Raw genomic sequence first — 19946 nt, 5'->3', positions numbered from 1 at the left:
GATCCACATGCTCGAACGTGACCAATGGTGGATTACATGTATGACGTGGCAATTGCCCCGTGTTACGCCGGGATGACTTTCTGCGTATTTACCTGGACATATCAGCGTCATCGGGAGAGTTCACGGAGTGGAAACAAATCCGACATTGCATGTAATCACCGGCGTTCGATAGTGGTCGTCGTTCGTCGGACGACCCGATCGGCGACCACCACCGCCCCCGCGGTACCCCGTTCGACCGGCGTTGCCCCGCCGCTTTCCCGTCGAGGAGACCAGTGACACCATCCCGATTCCGCACCCCGGCCGCCCTGGCCACCGCGGTCCTCGCCACCCTCACCCTGGCCGCGTGCGGCGGCGACGCCACCGACACGGCCGCCGTCGCGCTGGAGCCGGCCACCGGCGCGCGGGCGCTCGCCGACGTGTGTCCCGCGACCGTCGACATCCAGCTGCAATGGCAGCCGCAATCGGATATGGGCGCGCTGTTCCAGATGCTCGGCCCCGGCTACACCGTCGACACCGACGCCCGCTCGGTCACCGGGCCGCTGGTCGCGGGCGGCAAGGACACCGGCGTCGACCTCACGCTGCGCGCGGGCGGCCCCGCGATCGGGTTCCAGTCGGTGTCCTCGCAGCTCTACGTCGACGAGGAGATCGACCTCGGCATCGTGCACGGCGACCAGCTCGTGGCGGCGGCGGGCAGCCAGCGGGTGATCGGCCTGACGCCGCTGCTCGAGTACAGCCCCGCGATCCTCCTGTGGGACCCGGCCACCCACCCGGAGTGGCAGACCATCGCCGATATCGGCAAGTCCGGCGCGACGGTGGTGGTGTCGAAGGAGCAGATCTTCCCGCAGTGGCTGGTCGCGAGTGGCCTGCTCGAGGCCGGCCAGCTCGACACCACCTACGACGGCGCCCCCGCCCGTTTCGTCGGGGACCCCTCCATCGCCCAGCAGGGTTTCGCGAACTCCGAGCCCTACTCCTACGAGAACGACACCCCCGCCTGGAACAAGCCGGTGAAGTACGCGCTGGTCAAGGACGCGGGCTTCGACATCTACGCCTCCAACGTGGTGGTGCGCCCCGACAAGCTGGACGCGCTGACGCCCTGCCTGGAGCGGCTGGTGCCGATCATCCAGCAGTCCGGCGTGGACTACGTAGGCGCGCCGGAGCGGGCCAACGAGACCATCGTCGACATCATCGCCGCCGACCTCGCCTACAAGCCCTACAGCGCGGGCCAGGCCGCGGCGGGCGCGGAACTGCTTGCCGCGCAAGGGCTTCTCGCCAACGGGGCGAGCGGCACGTTCGGCACCTACGACCCCGCCCGCACCCAGCGCACCGTCGACCAGCTGCTCCCCATCCTCAACGCGGGCGGTGCGAATCTGCCCGCCGATCTGACCGGCGCGCAACTGTTCGATCCACGGTTCACCGACCCGTCCATCGGCATCCGCTGACCCCACCACGAGGAGATTCCCCATGACGCTCACCGAATTGCAGCGCGAGTCCAGGATGGGCGCGCTCGGGATCGAGACCACCGACCGCGAGATCCGCCGGATCAGCCTGGCGGACTTCGACTCCCGGCGCGCGGCGATCACCGAGGAGCTGTGGTCGGCCGCCACCGACATCGGGTTCTTCCAGGTCGTCGACCACGGCATCGACCTGGCGCGGGTGCGGGCCGCGTTCGCCGCGGCCGAGGCGTACTTCGCGCTGCCCGCCGAGGTGAAGGGCAAGTACCCGCTGAAGAAGGGCTTCAACTCCGGCTGGGAGTCCATGACGCAGGTGCGGCCCTCCATCGGGACGCCGGACCAGAAGGAGTCCTTCCAGGTCACCCGCCCGCACATGGACGACCTGTGGCCCACCGAGGACGAGCTGCCCGGATTCCGCGACACCGTGCTGGGTTTCGAGGCGTCGTGCTGGGAGCTGGCCATGCGGGTGCTCTCCTGCTTCGCCGACAAGCTCGGCTTCGAGCGGGACTTCTTCGCCGCGGCGCACGACCCGTCCACACCCGCCTACCAGAGCACGCTTCGACTGCTGCACTATTTCGCGCTGCCCGAGGACGCGGAGTTCGGCCCGGACACCTGGCGGGCCGGGGCGCACACCGACTTCGACTGCCTCACACTGCTTTTCCAGCGTGCCGGGCAGGGCGGTCTGCAAGTGTGTCCCGGCGCGGAGATGGAGACCCAGGAGTGGACGCCGATCGAACCGGCCGACGAGGTGATCACCTGCAATATCGGTGACATGCTCACCCGCTGGAGCGACGACCGACTGCCCTCCAACTTCCATCGCGTGAAGACGCCCGGCCCCGGCGAATACCGCGGCGCGCGCTACAGTCTCGCGTTCTTCGCGCAGGCCAACCGGGATGTGGTGATCTCCGGGCCGGCGGGCAAGTACCCGCCGATCACCGCGGAGGACTACCTGTACCAGCGGGTGAACGCCAACTTCGCCCGGCCGGCGCGATGAGCGCCGCGCTGCGCGGACTGCTGGGTGCGCTGCGGCGGCTGTGCGGGGACGCCGCCGCCGTGCACACCACGCTGCCGTTCAATCCCGGCTGCTGACCACTGATTCCGGAGCTCTACGGAGGATGCGATGACCACGACCGTCACCGGCGTGACCGTCTACACGGGCGGCGGCTGGCTGCCGGACCGTGATGTGCTGATCGAGGACGGGCTGGTGACGGCGATCGCGCCCGCGGGCACGGCGGGCGCGGGCGGCGTCGACGGGCGCGGGGGCTACCTGATCCCCGGCTTCGTCAACACCCACACCCACCTCCAGCAGTCGCTGCAACGCGGAATCGCCGAGGGGACACCGCTGTTGGAGTGGTTGCTCGCGGTCGGCGCGGAAGCCGTCGCGATCACCCCGGAGCGGGCCTACACGGCGACGGTGGCGGCGGCGCTGGAGGCGTTGCGCAGCGGGACCACGACGCTGATGGAGCACATGTGGCCGCATCCCTCGGCGGAGGTGCACGACGCCGTCGTCCGAGGATTGCGCGATACGGGGATTCGCGCCGTGCTCGGGCGCGGGATCGCCGACCGCGCGGACGCCAGCCGGCGGTGGGGGTTCGAACCGCGGCTCATGCAACCGCTGGACGACGTGCTCGCGCATACCGAACAACTGTTGAAAGACACCGAGGGCAGCGTCATTCAGGTCGGGCTCGCGGTGCCCAATCCGCGATCGGTGACGCCGGAGGGGATGGGCGCGATCGGTGAGTTCGCGCGCGAGCGCGGGCTGCCCGTCTCGATCCACCTGCTCGAGACGCCTACCGACGACCTGATGTGCCGCGAGCACGCCGGGCTCGGTGCGGTCGACTACCTCGACGCGCACGGGTTCCTGTGGGATCGGGTGCTCGCCGTGCACTGCGTCGCGCTGGACGAGTCCGGACGGCGCACACTCGCCGAACGCGGTGTCGCGGTGTCGTACAACCCGGTGAGCAATATGCGCTTGGGCAGCGGCGTGGCGGCCGTGCCCGATTTGCTCGACGCGGGCGTCGCGGTGGGGCTGGGCGTGGACGGCGCGGCCAGCAACGACACCCAGGACATGCTGGAATCGCTGCGCGCGGGCGCCTACGTGCAGCGCGCCGTGCGCGGGCGGGCCGATCTGCTCGGGTTCGCGGACATGCTCGACATCGCCTCGGGCGGCGCGAATTCCGCGCTCGGACTGCCCGCGCGCTCGGGCGGGGTTACGGTCGGGGACGTCGCCGACCTGACGTTGCTCCGGTTCGAGCGGGACTTCGCGACGCTGCCCGTGCGCGATCCCGGAGCGTCGATTCTCACCACCGGCAGCAGCCGGATCGTCGACACGGTGCTGGTGGGTGGGGAGGTTGTGGTGCGCGACGGGCGCAGCACCCGGGTGGACGAAGCCGAGCTGGTCCGGGAGCTCGTCGCCCTGGGGTGAGTGTTCGTTGCCGGTCCGAATCCCAGCCATCCCCTCCCCGGCGATCGTACTCGGTCGGCCCAGCATCATTCACCGCACCGTCTCTCGGCCACCGGCGACCCGTCCGCCGATCGGCCGTGCCGCGACCCGAGAGGTCCGACAGCCCAGCATCGTTCATCGAGTTGCCCGGTCCGCGGTGGCACGACGGCCCTTCTCGCTGACCGGGATTCCAGCCGATCGTCCCGGTTCGCCCGGGACCGAAGACGAAGGAGAACCCACATGACCGCACTATCGGGCGCGATCGTCCTCGGGCCGAACCAGTACGGCAAAGCCGAGAACCGCGTCGTGCGCATCCACCGCGAGAACGCCCGTCACGAGATCCGCGACGTGAACGTATCGACCACGCTGCGTGGCGATTTCGCGGCCGCCCACCTCGAGGGCGACCAGTCCGCGGTGCTGCCGACCGACAGTCAGAAGAACACCGCCTACGCCTTCGCCAAAGACCGCCTCGGTGCGATCGAGGACTACGGCCTCGATCTGGCCCGCCATTTCGCCAGCCGTTTCGCCGCCGTCGACTGCGCCCGGATCGATATCGAGGAGTACCTGTGGCAGCGCGCGACCGTCGCGGGGCGCGAGCACGACCACACCTGGATCCGCCGGGGGCAGGAGGTGCGCACCGCCGCCGTCACAGCCACTGCCGATGAGGCCTGGGTGATCGCGGGTCTGAAAGACCTCACCCTGCTCAAGTCCACCGGCTCCGCCTTCGAGGGCTTCCTGGTGGACGAGTACACCACCCTGCGCCCCGCGGCCGACCGCGTCCTCGCCACCACGGTCACCGTCGAGTGGCGTTACACGGCAACCGATATCGCTTGGGACACCACCTACGCGGACGTCCGCGCCCTCTTGATCGACCGCTTCGCCGACGTCGACTCGAAAGCCTTGCAGCAGACCTTGTTCGAGATGGGCAAGGCGGTCCTCGAAGCTCATCCACCCATCGCCGAAATCCGCCTCTCCGCCCCGAACAACCACCACTTCGCCTACGACCTCGCCCCCTTCGGCCTCCCCAACCCCAACGAGGTCTTCCACGCCGCCGACCGCCCCTACGGCCTCATCCAAGCCTCCGTCCTCCGCACCGACGCCCCTGACGCGGGACCGTCCTGGCAGAAGGGCGCGGCCTGAATCGGCCGTCCTGTATGGCCGGCAGCCGCCTGACGCGAGGGAGTGTGCCACCTCGATCGTCACCTCGTGGCAGGCGTCGAGCCGCGTCCCGCCACCGCACCGCCTTCCGGTCGGCGGCGTCAACCGCGTCCTGAGCGCGCCAAGTATTCCAGCGCGAGCGTCGCCGCGTTGGCGCCGCACATGCCGTGTGCTCCGGGGCCCGGTGGGGTGGCGGCGGAGCAGAGGTACATGCCCGGTAGGCCGAGGGTGTAGGGGGACAGGGTGATTCGGGGGCCGAAGAGCAGTTGGCGGAGATCCTTGGCGCCGGTCATGATGTCGCCGCCCGCGAAATTGGCGTTGCGGGCGGGTATTTCGGTGGTGGACCGGACTTCGAGGCCGATGATCCGGTCGCGGAAGCCGGGGGCGAAGCGCTCGATCTGGGCGATGATCGCGGCGGTGGCGTCGCCCGGGTAGCCGTGCGGCACATGCGCGTAACTCCACACCGGGTGGACATCGCCCACCGATCGCGACGGGTCGGCTAGGTACTGCTGGCCGACCAGGACGAACGGACGCTCCGGCATCCGGCCCGCGTGGATGTCGCGTTCGGTGGCGGCCAGTTCGGCGTGGGTGCCCGCGAGATGGACGGTGCCGGCCCGGTGCGCGTCGGGGTTGGTCCACGGCACACCACCTTCCACCGCGAAATCGACCTTGAACGCCCCCGGCCCGCGCCGGAATCGCCGGAACGCCTTGGCGATTCGGGTGGGAAGCCGGTCGCCGAGAATGCGGGCGACCGACGCCGGATCCAGATCGAACAGCGTGACATCCGAATCCGCCAGCTGCGCGGCGGATTCCACGCGCACCCCGGTCTCGATCTTGCCTCCCAGATCGGCGAGCAACGCGGCCAGCGCGCCGGTGATGGCCCGCGACCCACCCTCGGCCACCGCCCACCCGTAACGGTGGCCCGCCGTGAGGATGCCCAACCCGATCGCCGAGGTGAGCGGGTAGTGCAGCGGCCGGAACGCGTGCGCCGCCACCCCGGTGAACAGTGCGCGCGCCTGCGGCGTCCGGAAGTACCGCGCGAACGCCGAACCGGGCAGCACGGTCGGTGCGCCGAAGCGCGCCAACGTGATCGGGTGCCGGGGCACCCGCAGCAGCGGCCGCATGATGTCCTCGGCCAGCGCGTCGTACCGGGCGACCGGTCCCTCGAACGCCCACCGCCACCGCGCGCCGTCACGGCCGAGCCCGGCGGCGGTCCGCTCGACCGAGCGATGCAGCACGCCCGCCGATCCGTCGTCGAGCGGGTGGACGCAGTCGATCTCGGGCAGCCGCCAGGTCAACCCGTACCGGTCCAGTCCGAGCCCGTTCAGGAACGGCGACCCCACGGCCATCGGATGGATCGCCGAACAGTGGTCGTGTAACAGCCCCGGCACGATGGCTTCGGAACTCCTTGTCCCCCCGCCGATCTCGTCGGCCGCCTCCAGCACGGTCACCGTGACGCCCTCGGTGGCGAGGGCGACGGCGGCCGCGAGCCCGTTGGGGCCCGCGCCCACCACCGTCGCCGTGCTCACGCCAGCGCCTCGCGACCCTGCTCGGCGGGGCGCTCGGCCCGCGCCGCCGCCAGCGACCAGGTGACGTGCAGCGGGATCGGCCCGTTCGGCAGCCACGGCTGCTCGGCGACAGCGTCGGCCACCCGCCAGGTGCCGGTCTCGATGACGCCGTGCGCTGCGTCGATCAGCTTGTAGCGCTGGATGCCGCTGCCGAACGCCTCGGACTCCACCCACGCGATCACGCACTCGCCCGGTGCGAAGCGCGCCTCGCTCTGCACCGCGCGGATCATGTCCTCGTCGTGCAGGTGCCCGTCGCCGAAGTTGAAGCCCAGGATCGAGTTGCACAGGAACTCGGCCTCGCGCACGGTGCGCGTATCCACATCGGGCAGGCGGGCGATGAGCAGCGAGAACAGGCCGCGCGCCTGGCTGTGCATGCTGCGCCACGCGACCGTCTTCTGCAGGGTGATCTCGGCCCACGGCGGTTCGTAGCCGAAGGCGATGAACTGGTCGATCTGGTTGCCCGACGAGCGGGTGACGCGGTTGAGCTTGTCCTCCGCGCCCGGCGCGAACGCCCACACCGCCGACGCCCAGTTGCCCGCGTACTGCCGCATCGAGGGCAGGAACGACACCTTGTCGGGACGCAGATTGCCCAGCACCGGGAAGAACAGCAGTGCCACCGCGAGGCCGATCAGCAGCCACGGCGAGGACATGTCGGCCAGCGAGAAACCGTTCCAGTTCGGGAATCCGAGGAACAGGAAGACGGTCGCGTAGGCGAACACCACGTTCCATTCCAGCGGAACCGCCAGGGGGAACGTCGAAATGATGAACAGGTGGAAGGTCACCATCACGAGCACGGCCGCCAAGGTGAGCCACTTGTTCGTGGAGAACAGCAGGGTCAGCGGAGCCACGATCTCGACGAACGTGCCGCCGCCGTGTGCCATCACATCGGCCAGCCGCGAGGGACGCATGTCCTTCGGGAAGTCCCGGTAGTGCGCCCGCTTCACGAACTTGAAGGGAATCGACGGGCTGTTGGACACCATGGGCGGAACCACATTCGAGAAGTGCCTGCTCAGCTTGGAGAAGCCCGCGCCGACCCACACCACCACGATCAGCATCTTCAGCGCCACGATCATGTCCACGAACGGCAGCGCCGCGAAGAACACCAGCGCGGGCAGATACTGCTCGCCGCGCGCGGCCAGGAAGATCGTCTTGTCCCGCAGGCCCACCAGTATCAGCAGCGCGATGGGCGCGATCAACAGCGCCGGAGCCACCAGGCCCGAGGTGATCGAGGGCGCCACGCTCGCGAGCGAATCACTGGGCACGCCAGGCGAAACCAGCGCGACCACGAGGCTGGCCAGCAGCGCCAGGTACAGCGTCACGTCGACCCAGGTGCGCCGGTCGCCGTTCGTGCCCGGCACCCACCGCCACGGCCGCAGCCGGATGGTCCCCGGCCGCGCCCAGAAGCGGATGCCGCCGGTCATCGGCTTGACCTTGCCCGCCAGCGGCCCCCAGGACCCGGCCACGCCGATCGCCTCCAGCAGCACCGTCCACAGGATGACCTTCTGGTAGACGATGGGCTGGTTCCACCAGTCGGCGACGTGCCAGAACGCGGGCAGCCCCGAGGTGAGCGTCGCCACCGTGATGCCGCCGATCGCGAAGAACACGACGAGCTTCGCGATGTAGACGAGGTGCACCATGCGCGGCGACCCGAAGCCGTTGTCGGCCCAGTCGAGCGCGAGGATGCGCATGCGCTCCATGAGCGGTCTGCGCAGGAACGATTCCGGCTCCACCGCCGGCAGGTCTGGTGTGGTGAATCCCATTGGAGTAACCCCTGATTCGTTTCGGAGGGTGCGATGTCAGACGGCGTCGGCGGTGACGAGGGCGCGGCGCAGCGAGGGCTTGTCGAGCTTGCCGACCGCGTTCTTGGGCAGCTCGTCGAGCACGGTGACGTCCACGGGCAGTTTGTATTTCGACATCCGGGCGCCGACGTGGGCGAGGATCCGCTCGGGCGGCAGGTCCGCGCCGGAGTTCAGCGCGACGAACAGCACCGGTTCTTCGCCGTACAGCGCGCTGGGCCTGCCGACCACGGCCGCCTCGGCGACCTCGGGCAGCTGGTAGACGACGTTCTCGATCTCCTTCGGGTAGATGTTCTCGCCGCCGCGGATGATCATGTCCTTGGCGCGGTCCACCAGCACCAGGTAGCCGTCGGCGTCGAGGTAGCCGATGTCGCCGGTGTGCAGCCAGCCGCCGGCCAGCGTCTTCGCCGTCTCGGCGGGACGATTCAGATAGCCGCGCATGACATTCGGGCCCTGGATGAGTACTTCGCCCGCCTCGCCGTCGGGTACCGGCGCGCCCGTCTCGTCGGCGATCCGCACGCGCTGGCCCGGCAGCGGGCGGCCCACGGTGCCGGGTTTGCGCAGCCCGGCCACCGGGTTGAGCGTGCTCGCGCAGGTGCCCTCGGACAGGCCGTAACCCTCGACAATCGTGATGCCGTAACGGGATTCGAACTTCTCGATCAGTTCGACGCTGGCCGGAGCCGCGCCGCAGATGCCGAACCGCACCCGCGAAGTGTCGGGACGGACCTGCGGCGGCAGGTCGGCGAGCATCGTGTAGATGGTCGGCACCGCCGAGAAGTAGGTGGCGCCGCTGGTGACGAGCCGGTCGAAGAACGTCTTCGGGCTGAAGCGCCCGGCGATGGTGGTGCGCCCGCCCGCCAGTAGCGGCGAGAGCGTGCTCACCACGATCCCGTTGACGTGGAACAGCGGCAGCACCAGCAGGCTGTGATCGGCGGCCGACAGTCCCAGCGCGTCGATCATCATGGCGCACATGGCATTCAGGTTCGCGTGGTCGAGCACCACGCCCTTCGGGCGGCCGGTGGTGCCGCTGGTGTAGATCAGCAGCGCGGGCTCGGCGTCGCCGACGCGGACCGGTTCGGTCGCCACCGGTTCGGGGTGGAGCAGTTCGGCGGGGGAGACCACGATCGTGTCGCCCGACGCGTAGGTGCTGTCGGTGACGAGCACCTTGGCATGCGCGTCGGTGAGCTGGTAATCGACCTCGGCGTTTGTCAGCGCCGGATTGACGGGCGTGAGCGCCGCACCCGTGTACCAGGCGGCGAACAGGGTGACGACCAACGTCACCGTGTTCGGCAACATGACGGCGACCACGTCGCCCGGCCCCACGCCGTGCGACCGCAGCGCGGCGGCGGCGCGGCGCACCCGCTCGTCGAACTGCGCGGCGGTGAGAGTGACGTCGTCGTCGGAAAGGCAAGGCGCGCCGGGGTTCTGGCGTCGGCGCGTGCCGGGGAGATCGGCGAGAGGCATGGGCGGTCCTGGTGTGGTGGTCCGGCTGATGACTCCCTAAAGGTAGGAATCAGTGACCTGGACCACACCATCGTGCGACGACGAACTACTCGCGCGGCTTTGTCTCCCGGAGACAATCGGCGGAGCTCGGCGGAACCCCGGCTCGCCAGAACCCCGGGGCTCGGCAGAACTCAGCGCCGCAGCACGGCCGACCCGAGCCAGTGGCAGGCCAGCAGCGCCACCTCCACGTCGAGGCGGTCCGCGCCGATCGGGCGCCCGCGCCGGTCGACCGCCTTGCGCACGCGGTACTTCACCGAGTTGAAGTGCAGGTCCAGCTCGAGCGCCGCCGCCTTGTAGCTGGCGCCGGTGCGCAGGAAGATCCGCAGCGTCTCGCGCAACCGGGCGTCGTCGGGGCTGTCGGTGGCCAGGCCGCCGAGCACGTCGCCCACCCATTCGCGCAGGTCGGCGGGATCGTCACCGAGCAGCGCGACCAGCGGCAATCCCGGATCGTCGGCGGCCACCACCCGGTGGCGGCCCGCACCGGCCACGGCGACCGCCCGCGCCCGCTGGGCCTGCCGGTGCGAGCGGCGGAAGCCGTCGATCCCCGCGCCCGGCCGCCCGATCGCGGCGTGCGGCGCGCCCGCCTGCCGGGCGAAGAACCGGCGGACGGCGGTGACAGGGCCGTCGGGTGCGGCACGGAACGGCAGCCAGGCCCAGCCGCTCGCGGTGTCGGTGGCGGCGAACAGCGGCGCGGCGTCGGTGCCCACCGCGTCGGCCAGCTCCCGGGCGAACCGCTGCAACCGGGTGAGCTGCTCGTCGTCGCCCGGTACGGCTTGCCCGTCGGGATACCACAGCACCAGCGCGAGGTGATGCCAGCGCAGCGGGTAGCGGATGGTCTCGGTCTCGGCGTCCACGTCGACGGGCGCGCGTTCGGCGAGCAGTTCCCGCACCCGCAGCGCGCGCACGCTGTTGCGGTTCTCCAGCCAGCGGTCGCGCTCCTCCTCGTACACCGCGACCACCTGCTGGCTGATCCAGTCGATGTAGGCGAACAGCACCCGGGTGATGGTCTCGATCGCCACGATCCCGGTGCCGGGCGGCATGTCGATACTGCGTAACTCGGCGAACACCAGCTCGGTCAACCGGCGCTGCCCCAGCCGGTATGCCCGGACCAGCGCGTTCACCGGCACACCGTGCTGGGCCAGGCGGCGCGCGTATTCGAGCGCGGCCGCGGGCGCGGTGATGCGCTCGACGGCGATGCCGTGGCGCAGCGCGTGCAGGATGGTGTCGACATTGCCCTCGACGCTGGCGCCGAGGAGTTCGAGGGTGCGCGCGTCGACGCGCAGCTCGGAGATCTGGTCGGTGAGCTCGTCGCTGATGACGCCGCTGACCTCGGTCACCCGCTCGTTCATGCGGGCGGCCAGGACGGCGACGTAGCCGCTCACATCGACCTCGTCGTCGGGACTCACGCCTCGAGGGTAGAGCGGCGAGCAGCGTGGGGAGGGCGTTTGCGTTGTCTCCCGGAGACGAAGATTCGCGGTGCGCGGGGCCGTCAGATGTCCGCGCGCAACAGGTCGAGCACCGCGTTCGGAGTCCAGCGCGGCGCCGCGCCCGGCCGGGTGGCCAGGTATTCGGCGATGCGGGGGAGCGGCCAGCCGTGGGATTCGGCCAGTCCCGCCGCGAGGTGGCGCAGGTACGCGGCGGCCGGCGGATTGCCCGGCAGGTCGGTGTGCCGCCACGGCGCGGTGCAGGTGAGGATCGGGTGACCGTCGAGATCGCCCGCGTGCACCAGGGTTTCGTAGCGGCCGGCCCGAGGGCGTGGTGGCCGTCGGCGAGAACCTCGGCGAGCTCGAGGTCTTCGCCGGGTGGCCGGTACATCTCCTGCGCGACGATGTCCGAGAACTGCTGGGCGGTGATCAGATACGCGTGCGCGGCGGTCTCGCCCGCCGCGTTCGGCGTGTAGAAGGCGCGGCCGCCGGTCCAGGTCAGGGATTCGGTGGCGAAGTACAGCAGGCCGGGCAGCGTGACCGGGCGCGACTCGCGTGGCTCGGCGGTGTCGCGGCAGCCGGGCAGGGTGATCGCGCCGCCGCTGGGCCGTCCGCCGGCCAGGTAGCAGCGCAGCCGCTGCCGGTGCATGTTCGAGCCGTACGCGGCGTACCACACCCTCCCGGTCACCAGGCCATTGTGCCTCCGATGCCCATCCCCGGCGGCGGTGACTACGAATACTTCGACACAGTCCGTCGTTCGCTCGGCGGTGAGCGGGGCGACCGGCGGGTCACACATTGGGAGGAGGAGCGATGATCCCGCAGTTCGTGAATGCGCTGATAGCGGCCGTGAACGACTTCCTGGCACGGCTGTTGGTTCCGTGACCCCGGAGGGCCCGGGTGTGCCCCACCCGGGCCCTCACCACCAGCCGGTCGCCCGCTGCAACGCCAGGCACGACAGGGCCAGCACCAGGCCGAGCGCCCCGCCGAACACCAGCGGTCGCACGCCCGCCGAACGGATCCGCCGCCACGACAGCGAGGTCCCGATGGCGGCCAGCACCGCCGCGATCAACCACGTGCTCGTCCGCGACAGCGGCTCCGCCCAGCTCTCGGGCACCACCCCGAGCCCGGCGATCACCGAGGCCGCCACGAACAGCACCACGAACAGCGGAATCGTCCGCCACGCCGCGCGTTGCGCGCCGCTGGCCCCGCGCGAGCCCAGATGCAGTCCCACGCACATCGGCACGATCAACAGGCTGCGCACCAGCTTCACGATCACCGCGAACTGGGCCGCCGCCGCGCCGAAGATCGTGCCCGCGGCCAGCACCGACGACGTGTCGTTGATCGCCGTGCCCGCCCACAGGCCGAACGCCTCCTGCGACATGCCGAGCATTCGGCCCACCGGCGGAAACACCAGCACCGCAACGACATTGAACACGAAGATGGTGCCCAGCGCGTAGGCAACCCGCTCCCGGTCGGGGCGCAGCACCGCCGTCGCGGCCGCGATCGCCGACGCGCCGCAAATGGTCGTGCCCACCGCGATGAGGGTGGCCGACTGCCGGTCCATCGCCAGCATCCGGCCCACCAGCAGGGCGGCGACGGCGCCCACCACCACGGTGCCCGCCAGCACCACGGCGGTCTGCCTGCCCACGCTCAGCACCGCGCCGAACGGCAGTCCCAGACCGAGCAGCACGATGGCCGCGCCCAGCACCCGCTGCCTGGTCCATTCCAGTCCCGGCCCGAACACGCCGTCCTCGTCCACCGCCCGCCGCCGCGCGACGCCGACCGCCGCGCCGATCGCCAACGCCACCACCGGCGCGCCCAGCACCGGCAGTGCCGAGCCGATCAGCACGGCGACGGTGGCGAGCGCGGCGACGAGCGCAAGTCCGGGCAGGAATCGGGGTGAACAGCACATGCCTCACACCTTCACCGGCGCGCGCCGCGCCGAGTAGAGGCCGATTCGGCAGAGGCTCATCAGTGTGGCTTATGGGCATGCCGCGCGGTCGCGGTCGGGGGACTCCGCATAATCGGTCCCATGACGCTGCCACCGGGAACACCCGATCTGGAGGTTCTCGACCTGCTCGTCTCGGTCGCCGAACTCGGCAGCCTCGGGGCGGCCGCCCGCCGCCACGGCATCAGCCAGCCCGCCGCGAGCATGCGGATCAGCGCGCTGGAGCGCCGCCTGCACCTGCGCCTGCTCGACCGCGGGCCGACCGGCTCGGCGCTCACCGACGCGGGGCGCGCCGTGGTGGACCGCGCTCGCGACGTGCTCGAGGCCGCCCGCTCCTTCGGTGACGCGGTCGCCGAACTGCGCGCGCGAGCGGTGCCGCGCCTGCGCGTGGCCGCGTCGAAAACCATTGCCGACCATCGCATTCCGCAGTGGTTGCAGACACTGCGGGACACCCACCCCGAGGTGTCGGTGGCGCTGGAGGTGGCCAACAGCCGCCAGGTGATGGACATGGTGCGCGGCGGTGGCGCCGACCTCGGCTTCGTGGAAGGACCGCATCCGCCGCCCGATCTCGGCAGCTGCGTGCTCGGCGCCGACGAACTGGTGGTCGTGGTGGCACCGGCGCACGCGTGGGCGACCCGCCGCGACCCGCTCACCGTCGACGAGCTGGCGGCGACGCCGCTGCTGTGGCGCGAACCAGGCTCGGGCACCCGCGACGCGGTCTGGGAGGCGCTGGCCGAGCGGGCCGAACCCGCCCGTCCCGCCGCCGAACTCGGCTCGGCGGCCACCATCGTCGCCGCCGCCCGCACCGCCCTGGCCCCGGCCGTCCTCAGCCGCCTCATCGCCGCACCGGACTTGGCTTCGGGCGCGCTGGTGGAGGTTCCGCTCGCCGGCGGCCCGGTGCTCACCCGCCAGTTCCGCGCGGTCTGGCGGCGGGGCGCGCCGCCGTCCGGCCCGGCGCGGGCGCTGGCGGATATCGCCGCGGGGGATCTGCCCGCGCAGTAGGACTGTTCGCGGGCTTCCCGGTGCCGGTCGGTCAGTCCCGCGCGGTCTGGCGCCCCGGCACCGGTGCGGGCGGTCACGGCGTGGATGTCCGCGCGCGAGGTGCCGAGACCGGGCTCGGGTGACAGCGGCGCGTTTGGTGTGCCGCCCGACCGGCGACGGGGTTCGTGGGCAGGAGTGTTCGGCGTGGTATCCGAGTGCTGCTGCTCGCGTGGGGGTGTGCCGGTCACGGAACGCCGAGATTGCCCAGCGCGTGGGCTCGCCATGGGTACCGGGAGCTGTCGGCGCCTGCCCGCCGCAGCGCCCGGAGTGGTCCGCTCGCACTTCGCCGACCTCGCGCGCAAGTGGTGGTATTGCCGGATGCCCGCGCATTCGCGCAGGTAGGGGCACCGGTTCGGCGGCAGACAACTGGCGTAACCGCGCGGTAATTGCCGGAAACGCCGCGCGTAACCATCTCTTCCCAGCATTTGCCGCATGACAGGCAGAACGTATTCGCGGCTCCCGGGGAGCACCGCCGGGGGGAGCAGGCGCTCGGCGCCTGCGCGGCGGATCAGGGACATCCTGCGGGCGCGCATCCGCAGCGGCGTCTACGGCAACCGGCCGCTGCCCTCGGAGGCGCAGTTCGCCGCCGACTTCGCCACCAGCCGCAATATCGTGCGCGACGCGCTCACCCTGCTGCGCGACGAGGGACTGGTCGACCGCGTGCCCGGCGCGGGCACCTTCGTGGTCGTCGACAAAGCGGTGCAGAGCCTGGACCGCCTGCGCGGGCTCGCGGAGACCTTCGAGACCGGCGGCGACCGGGTGGTCAACACCGTGCTGCTCGCCGAGGTGGTGCCCGCGACCCCGATGGTGGCCGAACGCCTCGAACTCGAGCCCGCCACGCCGGTCGTCGCGCTGGAACGAGTCCGTCACCTCGACGGGGAACCGCTTTCCCTCGACGCGAGCTACCTCACCGCCGACGTGGGCGCCCCGCTGCTGGACATGGACCTCACCGGTTGCGACGTATTCCGTTTGCTGGAAGCCGAATTGGGCCTGCCGCTGGGTTCGGCGGCGGTGTCCATCGAGGCGGTCGCCGCCGATCCGACGGTCGCGGGCCTGCTCGCGGTGCGGCCCGGCTCGCCGCTGCTGTTCCTGGAACGACTCACCTACACCGACACCGGCCGCCCCATCGACCTCGAGTACGTGCGCTATCGCGGCGACCGGTTCTCGCTGTCGGGGCGGCTGCACCGCATCCCGGTCGCGCCGAATCGCGGTGCGCCCGAACCGAACGAAAGGGGCTGATCCGGATGTCGACCGACATTCCACCCGCCGCCACCCGCCGGGAACTGGCCTGCGATGTGCTGGTCGTGGGCGGCGGCACCGCGGGCACCATGGCCGCGCTCACCGCCGCCCGCCACGGCGCCGACGTGCTGCTGCTGGAGAAGGCGCACGTGCGGCACTCCGGCGCGCTGGCCATGGGCATGGACGGCGTCAATAACGCGGTGGTGCCCGGCAAGGCCAGCCCCGAGGACTACGTCGCCGACATCACCGTCGCCAACGACGGAATCGTCAACCAGCGCACCGTGTATCAGACCGCGACCCGCGGTTTCGAGATGGTGCAGCGGCTCGAGGGCTACGGCGTCAAATTCGAGAAGGACGAGCACGGCGAGTACGCGGTGCGTAAAGTGCACCGCTCCGGCAGCTACGTACTGCCCATGCCGGAGGGTCGCGACGTCAAGAAGGTGCTGTACCGCACTTTGCGCGCCCGCGACGTGCGGGCCAAGGTCACCATCAGCAACCGGGTCATGCCGGTGCGGGTCCTCACGGTGGGGGGAAAGGCGGTGGGCGCGGTCGGATTCGACACGCGCACCGGGGAATTCGTGACGATCTCGGCGGGCGCGGTGATCCTGGCGACCGGCGCCTGCGGCCGCCTGGGCCTGCCCGCCAGCGGCTACCTGTACGGCACCTACGAGAACCCCACCAACGCCGGCGACGGCTACGCCATGGCCTACCACGCCGGCGCCGAGCTCTCCGGCATCGAATGCTTCCAGATCAACCCGCTCATCAAGGATTACAACGGCCCGGCCTGCGCCTACGTCGCCAACCCCTTCGGCGGCTACCAGGTCAACGCCGAAGGCAACCGGTTCGTCGACTGCGACTACTGGTCGGGCCAGATGATGGCCGAGGTCAAACGCGAACTCGACAGCGCGCGCGGCCCCATCTACCTCAAGCTGAGCCACCTGCCGGACGCCACCATCACCCAGATCGAAGGCATCCTGCACACCACCGAACGCCCCACCCGCGGCACCTTCCACGCCGGGCGCGGCACCGACTACCGGACCCGCGACATCGAGATGCACATCTCCGAAATCGGTTTGTGCAGTGGGCATTCCGCCTCGGGCGTCTGGGTGGACGAGCACGCGGCCACCACCGTCCCCGGCCTCTACGCGGCGGGCGACATGGCGCTGGTCCCGCACAACTACATGATCGGCGCGTTCGTCTACGGCGACATCGCGGGGGAGAGCGCCACCGGCTACGCGAAGTCCGCCGCCCGTCCCGCCCTCCCCGAGGATCAGATCGAGGCCGCGCACGCGCTGATCTACCGCCCGCTCGGCAACCCGGACGGCCCGCCCCAGCAACAGGTCGAATACAAGCTGCGCCGCTTCGTCAACGACTACCTGCAACCGCCGAAGACCCAGCGCTACCTCACCCTCGGCGTGGAGGCCTTCGAACGGATGCACACCGATATCGCCGCCATGGGCGGGCGCACCCCGCACGAGCTGATGCGCTGCGCGGAGGTCACGTTCATCCGCGACTGCGCGGAGATGGCGGCGCGGGCGTCGCTGCGGCGCACCGAAAGCCGGTGGGGCCTCTACCATCAGCGCGCCGACTGGCCGAATGCCGATGACGCCGAATGGTTCTGCCACCTGAACCTGAGGCGCGGCGACTCGGGCGCCATGGAGTTCGTGACGCGTCCGGTCGCGCCCTACATCGTCCCGGTACCCGGCTTCACCCGCCCCGACGGCGTCCCCGACGTCGCGGCGCCGGATCTCGTCGGCGCGTGGAGCGGACGATGAGCGCCCGGCTGCTCGCGCTGATGGACCTCGCCGAAGAGTGTCCCGAACTCACCGAACTCGCGCCGTTCCTGCGCGATCCCGATCCGGAGGTCCGGCGCACCGCGCTCTCGGTGCTGAGCGAGACCACCGAGGAGTGGGCGGCGGCGTCGCCGCTCATCGCGGCGGGACTGGCCGATCCCGACGTGTCGGTGCGGCACGCCGCGATCGGCCTGCTCACCGAACTGCTCGAAGTGCTGGTTCCCGGAACGGAATTCGACGCGGTGCTGCGCGCCGCGGCCGGCGCGCCGGAACCGGCCGTGCGCGCGGCGGCGATCGAAGCGCTCTGGCGGCACCGGCGCACCGACGCCGCCGAACTGGCCGGGCGCCTGGCCGATCCGAACGCGGAGGTGCGCCGCGTCGTCGTCGGTGGGCTCACCTCCGTCGACGCCCTGGCCGAATTGGACACCGCGGCCGTCGATCCCGCGCCGCTGGTGCGGATCGCCGTTGCCAAAGGCGTTGCCGCCGTGGGCGATCCGCGCGGCGCGGCCACGCTGACCGGGCTCGCCCGCGACGACGACCCGCTGGTGCGCGCCGCCGCGTTCACCGCCCTGGCCGCGACCGGTTGCGACGGCGAGGCGTCGGCCCTCGCCGCGTCCGCGATGACCGATCCCGCCTGGGAAGTCCGCCAGGGCGCGGCCGCCGCACTGGCGGTGGCCGACCCCGACCTGGCCGCGCCGCTGCTCGTCGCGGCGATCACCGACGACAACCTCGATGTCCGCAAGGCCGCCGTGCGCGGACTGGCCGAGCGGATCGCCGAATACCCGGAGGTCACCGAAGCCCTTCGCACCGCCCTGGAGGACCCGGACGCCGACGTCCGCGCCTTCGCCCGCATAGGGATAGCCAACTCCGGAAAGGACCTCTGATGGCCCAGGTGAACACCCGTGTCGACGTGCCGGTCACGGTCGACGACGCCAAATGCATCGACGGCTGCACGCTGTGCGTCGACATGTGCCCGCTCGACTCGCTCGCGATCCACCCCGACACCGGCAAGGCGTACATGCACGTCGACGAGTGCTGGTACTGCGGTCCGTGCGCGGCGCGCTGCCCGGTCGACGCGGTCACCGTGAACATCCCCTACCTGCTGCGCTGATGGCGGGTGGAGGGCATCACGATGAGGAACACACGTATCCGCGCCGCCGCGCTGCTGCTCGGCCCCGTGCTCGCCGCGACGTTGCTCGCCGGCTGCGGGTCCGGCGGTGACGACGGCGCGATCACCGTCAATGTCGGGTACCAGTCCAAGACGATCAACACCGTCACGGCGGGCACCCTGCTGCGCGATCGCGGCACCTTCGAGGCGAAACTGGCCGAACTGGGCGCGGCCACCGGCGTCACCTACCGGGTGGAGTGGAAGGACTTCGCCTCCGGGCCGCCGCTCACCGCGCAGATGCTGGCCGGCCAGGTCGACATCGGCTCCATGGGCGACGCGCCGCTGCTGGTGAACGGCTCCAAGACCCGCGATCACGCCGACGTCGCCTCGGCGCTGATCGCGGTCACCGGCTACAACCTGCGCGGTTCGCTGAATCAGGTTGTGGTGCCTCGGGATTCGCCCGCGTCCACGTTGGCCGATCTGCGCGGCGAGGTGGTGTCCACCAGCGTCGGGTCGGCCGCGCACGGCATGCTCGCGACCGGACTCTCGGCCGCCGGGCTCACCCTCGAGGACGTGAAGCTGCTCGGCCAGGACCCGCCGGTCGGCGCGTCCGCGTTGCAGGGCGCGCAGGTGGCGGCGCTGGCGCAGTTCGTGCCGTGGCCGCAGACCCTGGTGTTCGACGGCAAGGCGCGCCTGCTCTACGACGGCGGCAGCGCCGAGATCCCGACCTTCCACGGCGTCGTGGCGGGCAAGCGATTCGGCGAACAGCATCCCGCGGTGGTGCAGGCGTTCCTCGCGGCGCAGCGCGAGACCACCGACTACCTCAACGCCAACCCCCTCGAAGCGGCGCAGCGCGTCGCCGAGATCACCGGCATCCCCGCCGAAGTGGTCTACCTCTACAACGGTCCCAACGGCCTGGTGAGCTTCGATCCGACCATCAAACAGCCTTTGGTGGAAGCCCTCGGATCCCTGCTCCCGTTCCTCCAGAGTTTGGGCGCGCTGGCCGATCTCGACCTCGGCCGGTTCGTCGATGACAGCCACCTGCGCGCCCTCTACGGCGCCGACTACGACCTCGCCCGCGACAGCACGGCCGCGCCGAGCCCGCTCGCCGGAACCGACCCGGTGTGCGGCGGTGTGGCCGACGATCCGGCCACCGCTTCGGAGGTGTGGTTCGCGGGACAGGACGGCACCACCGTCACCAGGACGCCCGCCTGCCTGCTGCGCCTCGTCGCCGAACGGGGCGGTGACCTGCGCGCCGCCTACGTCCCCGACGCGGGCACCGGCCTGCGGATCTTCGCCACGGCCGCCACCTGGGTGCACGACCCCGCCGCCGCGCCGGAGGAACGGCTGCGGCCCTTCGCCGTGGCCGCCGACGCCCGCGCCTACGCGGACAGCAGACCCGGCAGCACCGTCCTCGAGTACGCGGACGCGCTGCGAGCGCGCTAGCGGCGCACCGACTTTCACCCGACAGGAG

General features: G+C 71.0%; 14 protein-coding genes and 1 pseudogene. 9 read left to right on the top strand and 6 right to left on the bottom strand.

Translation table 11 applies throughout. The features are described 5' to 3' along the window. Window positions 1–272 precede the first annotated feature (272 nt). From DFR74_RS02600 to pucL, 4 genes are all read left to right on the top strand, one after another. A complete protein-coding gene (locus DFR74_RS02600; RefSeq protein WP_067504665.1) occupies window positions 273–1439 on the top strand; it encodes a nitrate ABC transporter substrate-binding protein in 1167 nt (388 codons plus the stop codon). 22 nt (window positions 1440–1461) lie between these two features. After that, a complete protein-coding gene (locus DFR74_RS02595; protein WP_067504662.1) occupies window positions 1462–2445 on the top strand; it encodes an isopenicillin N synthase family dioxygenase in 984 nt (327 codons plus the stop codon). Window positions 2446–2571: 126 nt separating this feature from the next. Continuing rightward, window positions 2572–3876: an amidohydrolase family protein gene (locus DFR74_RS02590; protein WP_067504659.1), complete on the top strand. Its 1305-nt coding sequence runs from the start codon at window positions 2572–2574 to the stop codon at window positions 3874–3876. Between the two features lie 258 nt (window positions 3877–4134). Further along, on the top strand, window positions 4135–5034 hold the full coding sequence (pucL, locus tag DFR74_RS02585; RefSeq protein ID WP_067504655.1) for a factor-independent urate hydroxylase: 900 nt from the start codon (window positions 4135–4137) through the stop codon (window positions 5032–5034). A gap of 119 nt (window positions 5035–5153) precedes the next feature. Here pucL and DFR74_RS02580 read toward each other — a convergent pair whose 3' ends face one another. The 6 genes from DFR74_RS02580 to DFR74_RS02555 all read right to left on the bottom strand — a co-directional run bounded on the left by DFR74_RS02580 (window position 5154) and on the right by DFR74_RS02555 (window position 13255). Then, on the bottom strand, window positions 5154–6581 hold the full coding sequence (locus DFR74_RS02580) for a phytoene desaturase family protein (protein WP_067504652.1): 1428 nt from the start codon (window positions 6579–6581) through the stop codon (window positions 5154–5156). Beyond that, on the bottom strand, window positions 6578–8380 hold the full coding sequence (locus DFR74_RS02575) for a DUF3556 domain-containing protein (protein ID WP_067504649.1): 1803 nt from the start codon (window positions 8378–8380) through the stop codon (window positions 6578–6580). The genes DFR74_RS02580 and DFR74_RS02575 overlap by 4 nt, the downstream gene beginning before the upstream one ends. Before the next feature lie 36 nt (window positions 8381–8416). Continuing rightward, complete coding sequence (locus DFR74_RS02570; protein WP_067504647.1) at window positions 8417–9880, bottom strand: class I adenylate-forming enzyme family protein; 1464 nt, start codon at window positions 9878–9880, stop codon at window positions 8417–8419. Between the two features lie 170 nt (window positions 9881–10050). Next, window positions 10051–11268 (bottom strand): PucR family transcriptional regulator, encoded by a 1218-nt coding sequence (locus DFR74_RS02565; protein WP_084537381.1) that lies wholly within the window; start codon window positions 11266–11268, stop codon window positions 10051–10053. 140 nt (window positions 11269–11408) lie between these two features. Beyond that, the gene (locus tag DFR74_RS36925; protein ID WP_232331657.1) at window positions 11409–11645 is read right to left on the bottom strand and encodes a hypothetical protein; all 237 of its coding nucleotides are present in this window, start codon (window positions 11643–11645) and stop codon (window positions 11409–11411) included. Between the two features lie 614 nt (window positions 11646–12259). Next, window positions 12260–13255 (bottom strand): YeiH family protein, encoded by a 996-nt coding sequence (locus DFR74_RS02555; protein WP_067504640.1) that lies wholly within the window; start codon window positions 13253–13255, stop codon window positions 12260–12262. Window positions 13256–13375: 120 nt separating this feature from the next. Here DFR74_RS02555 and DFR74_RS02550 point away from each other — a divergent pair, with 120 nt between their 5' ends. The 5 genes and pseudogenes from DFR74_RS02550 to DFR74_RS02530 all read left to right on the top strand — a co-directional run bounded on the left by DFR74_RS02550 (window position 13376) and on the right by DFR74_RS02530 (window position 19918). Next, on the top strand, window positions 13376–14293 hold the full coding sequence (locus tag DFR74_RS02550) for a LysR substrate-binding domain-containing protein (RefSeq protein ID WP_067504637.1): 918 nt from the start codon (window positions 13376–13378) through the stop codon (window positions 14291–14293). A gap of 471 nt (window positions 14294–14764) precedes the next feature. Beyond that, window positions 14765–15571 (top strand): GntR family transcriptional regulator, encoded by an 807-nt coding sequence (locus DFR74_RS02545; RefSeq protein ID WP_067504634.1) that lies wholly within the window; start codon window positions 14765–14767, stop codon window positions 15569–15571. Window positions 15572–15576: 5 nt separating this feature from the next. After that, window positions 15577–18248, top strand: a pseudogene (locus tag DFR74_RS02540) (fumarate reductase/succinate dehydrogenase flavoprotein subunit). Further along, a complete protein-coding gene (locus tag DFR74_RS02535; RefSeq protein ID WP_067504631.1) occupies window positions 18248–18475 on the top strand; it encodes a 4Fe-4S dicluster domain-containing protein in 228 nt (75 codons plus the stop codon). The pseudogene DFR74_RS02540 and the gene DFR74_RS02535 overlap by 1 nt, the downstream one beginning before the upstream one ends. A gap of 21 nt (window positions 18476–18496) precedes the next feature. Continuing rightward, window positions 18497–19918, top strand: a complete 1422-nt coding sequence (locus DFR74_RS02530; RefSeq protein ID WP_067504714.1) for an ABC transporter substrate-binding protein — start codon at window positions 18497–18499, stop codon at window positions 19916–19918. Window positions 19919–19946 lie beyond the last annotated feature (28 nt).

It is taken from the genome of Nocardia puris (assembly GCF_003315035.1).
GTDB lineage: Bacteria > Actinomycetota > Actinomycetes > Mycobacteriales > Mycobacteriaceae > Nocardia > Nocardia puris.
Note: the sequence above shows the minus strand (reverse complement) of the source record. Positions and strands in the feature narration are given on the sequence as shown.

What these genes read in the sequence shown, in the direction of transcription:
- DFR74_RS02595 (WP_067504662.1), top strand. Translation starts at nt 1,462, where the DNA reads ATGACGCTCACCGAATTGCAGCGCGAGTCCAGGATGGGCGCGCTCGGG.
- DFR74_RS02575 (WP_067504649.1), bottom strand. Translation starts at nt 8,380, where the DNA reads ATGGGATTCACCACACCAGACCTGCCGGCGGTGGAGCCGGAATCGTTC.
- DFR74_RS02545 (WP_067504634.1), top strand. Translation starts at nt 14,765, where the DNA reads ATGACAGGCAGAACGTATTCGCGGCTCCCGGGGAGCACCGCCGGGGGG.
- DFR74_RS02535 (WP_067504631.1), top strand. Translation starts at nt 18,248, where the DNA reads ATGGCCCAGGTGAACACCCGTGTCGACGTGCCGGTCACGGTCGACGAC.
- DFR74_RS02530 (WP_067504714.1), top strand. Translation starts at nt 18,497, where the DNA reads ATGAGGAACACACGTATCCGCGCCGCCGCGCTGCTGCTCGGCCCCGTG.
- DFR74_RS02590 (WP_067504659.1), top strand. Translation starts at nt 2,572, where the DNA reads ATGACCACGACCGTCACCGGCGTGACCGTCTACACGGGCGGCGGCTGG.
- DFR74_RS02555 (WP_067504640.1), bottom strand. Translation starts at nt 13,255, where the DNA reads ATGTGCTGTTCACCCCGATTCCTGCCCGGACTTGCGCTCGTCGCCGCG.
- pucL (WP_067504655.1), top strand. Translation starts at nt 4,135, where the DNA reads ATGACCGCACTATCGGGCGCGATCGTCCTCGGGCCGAACCAGTACGGC.
- DFR74_RS02565 (WP_084537381.1), bottom strand. Translation starts at nt 11,268, where the DNA reads ATGAACGAGCGGGTGACCGAGGTCAGCGGCGTCATCAGCGACGAGCTC.
- DFR74_RS02570 (WP_067504647.1), bottom strand. Translation starts at nt 9,880, where the DNA reads ATGCCTCTCGCCGATCTCCCCGGCACGCGCCGACGCCAGAACCCCGGC.
- DFR74_RS02550 (WP_067504637.1), top strand. Translation starts at nt 13,376, where the DNA reads ATGACGCTGCCACCGGGAACACCCGATCTGGAGGTTCTCGACCTGCTC.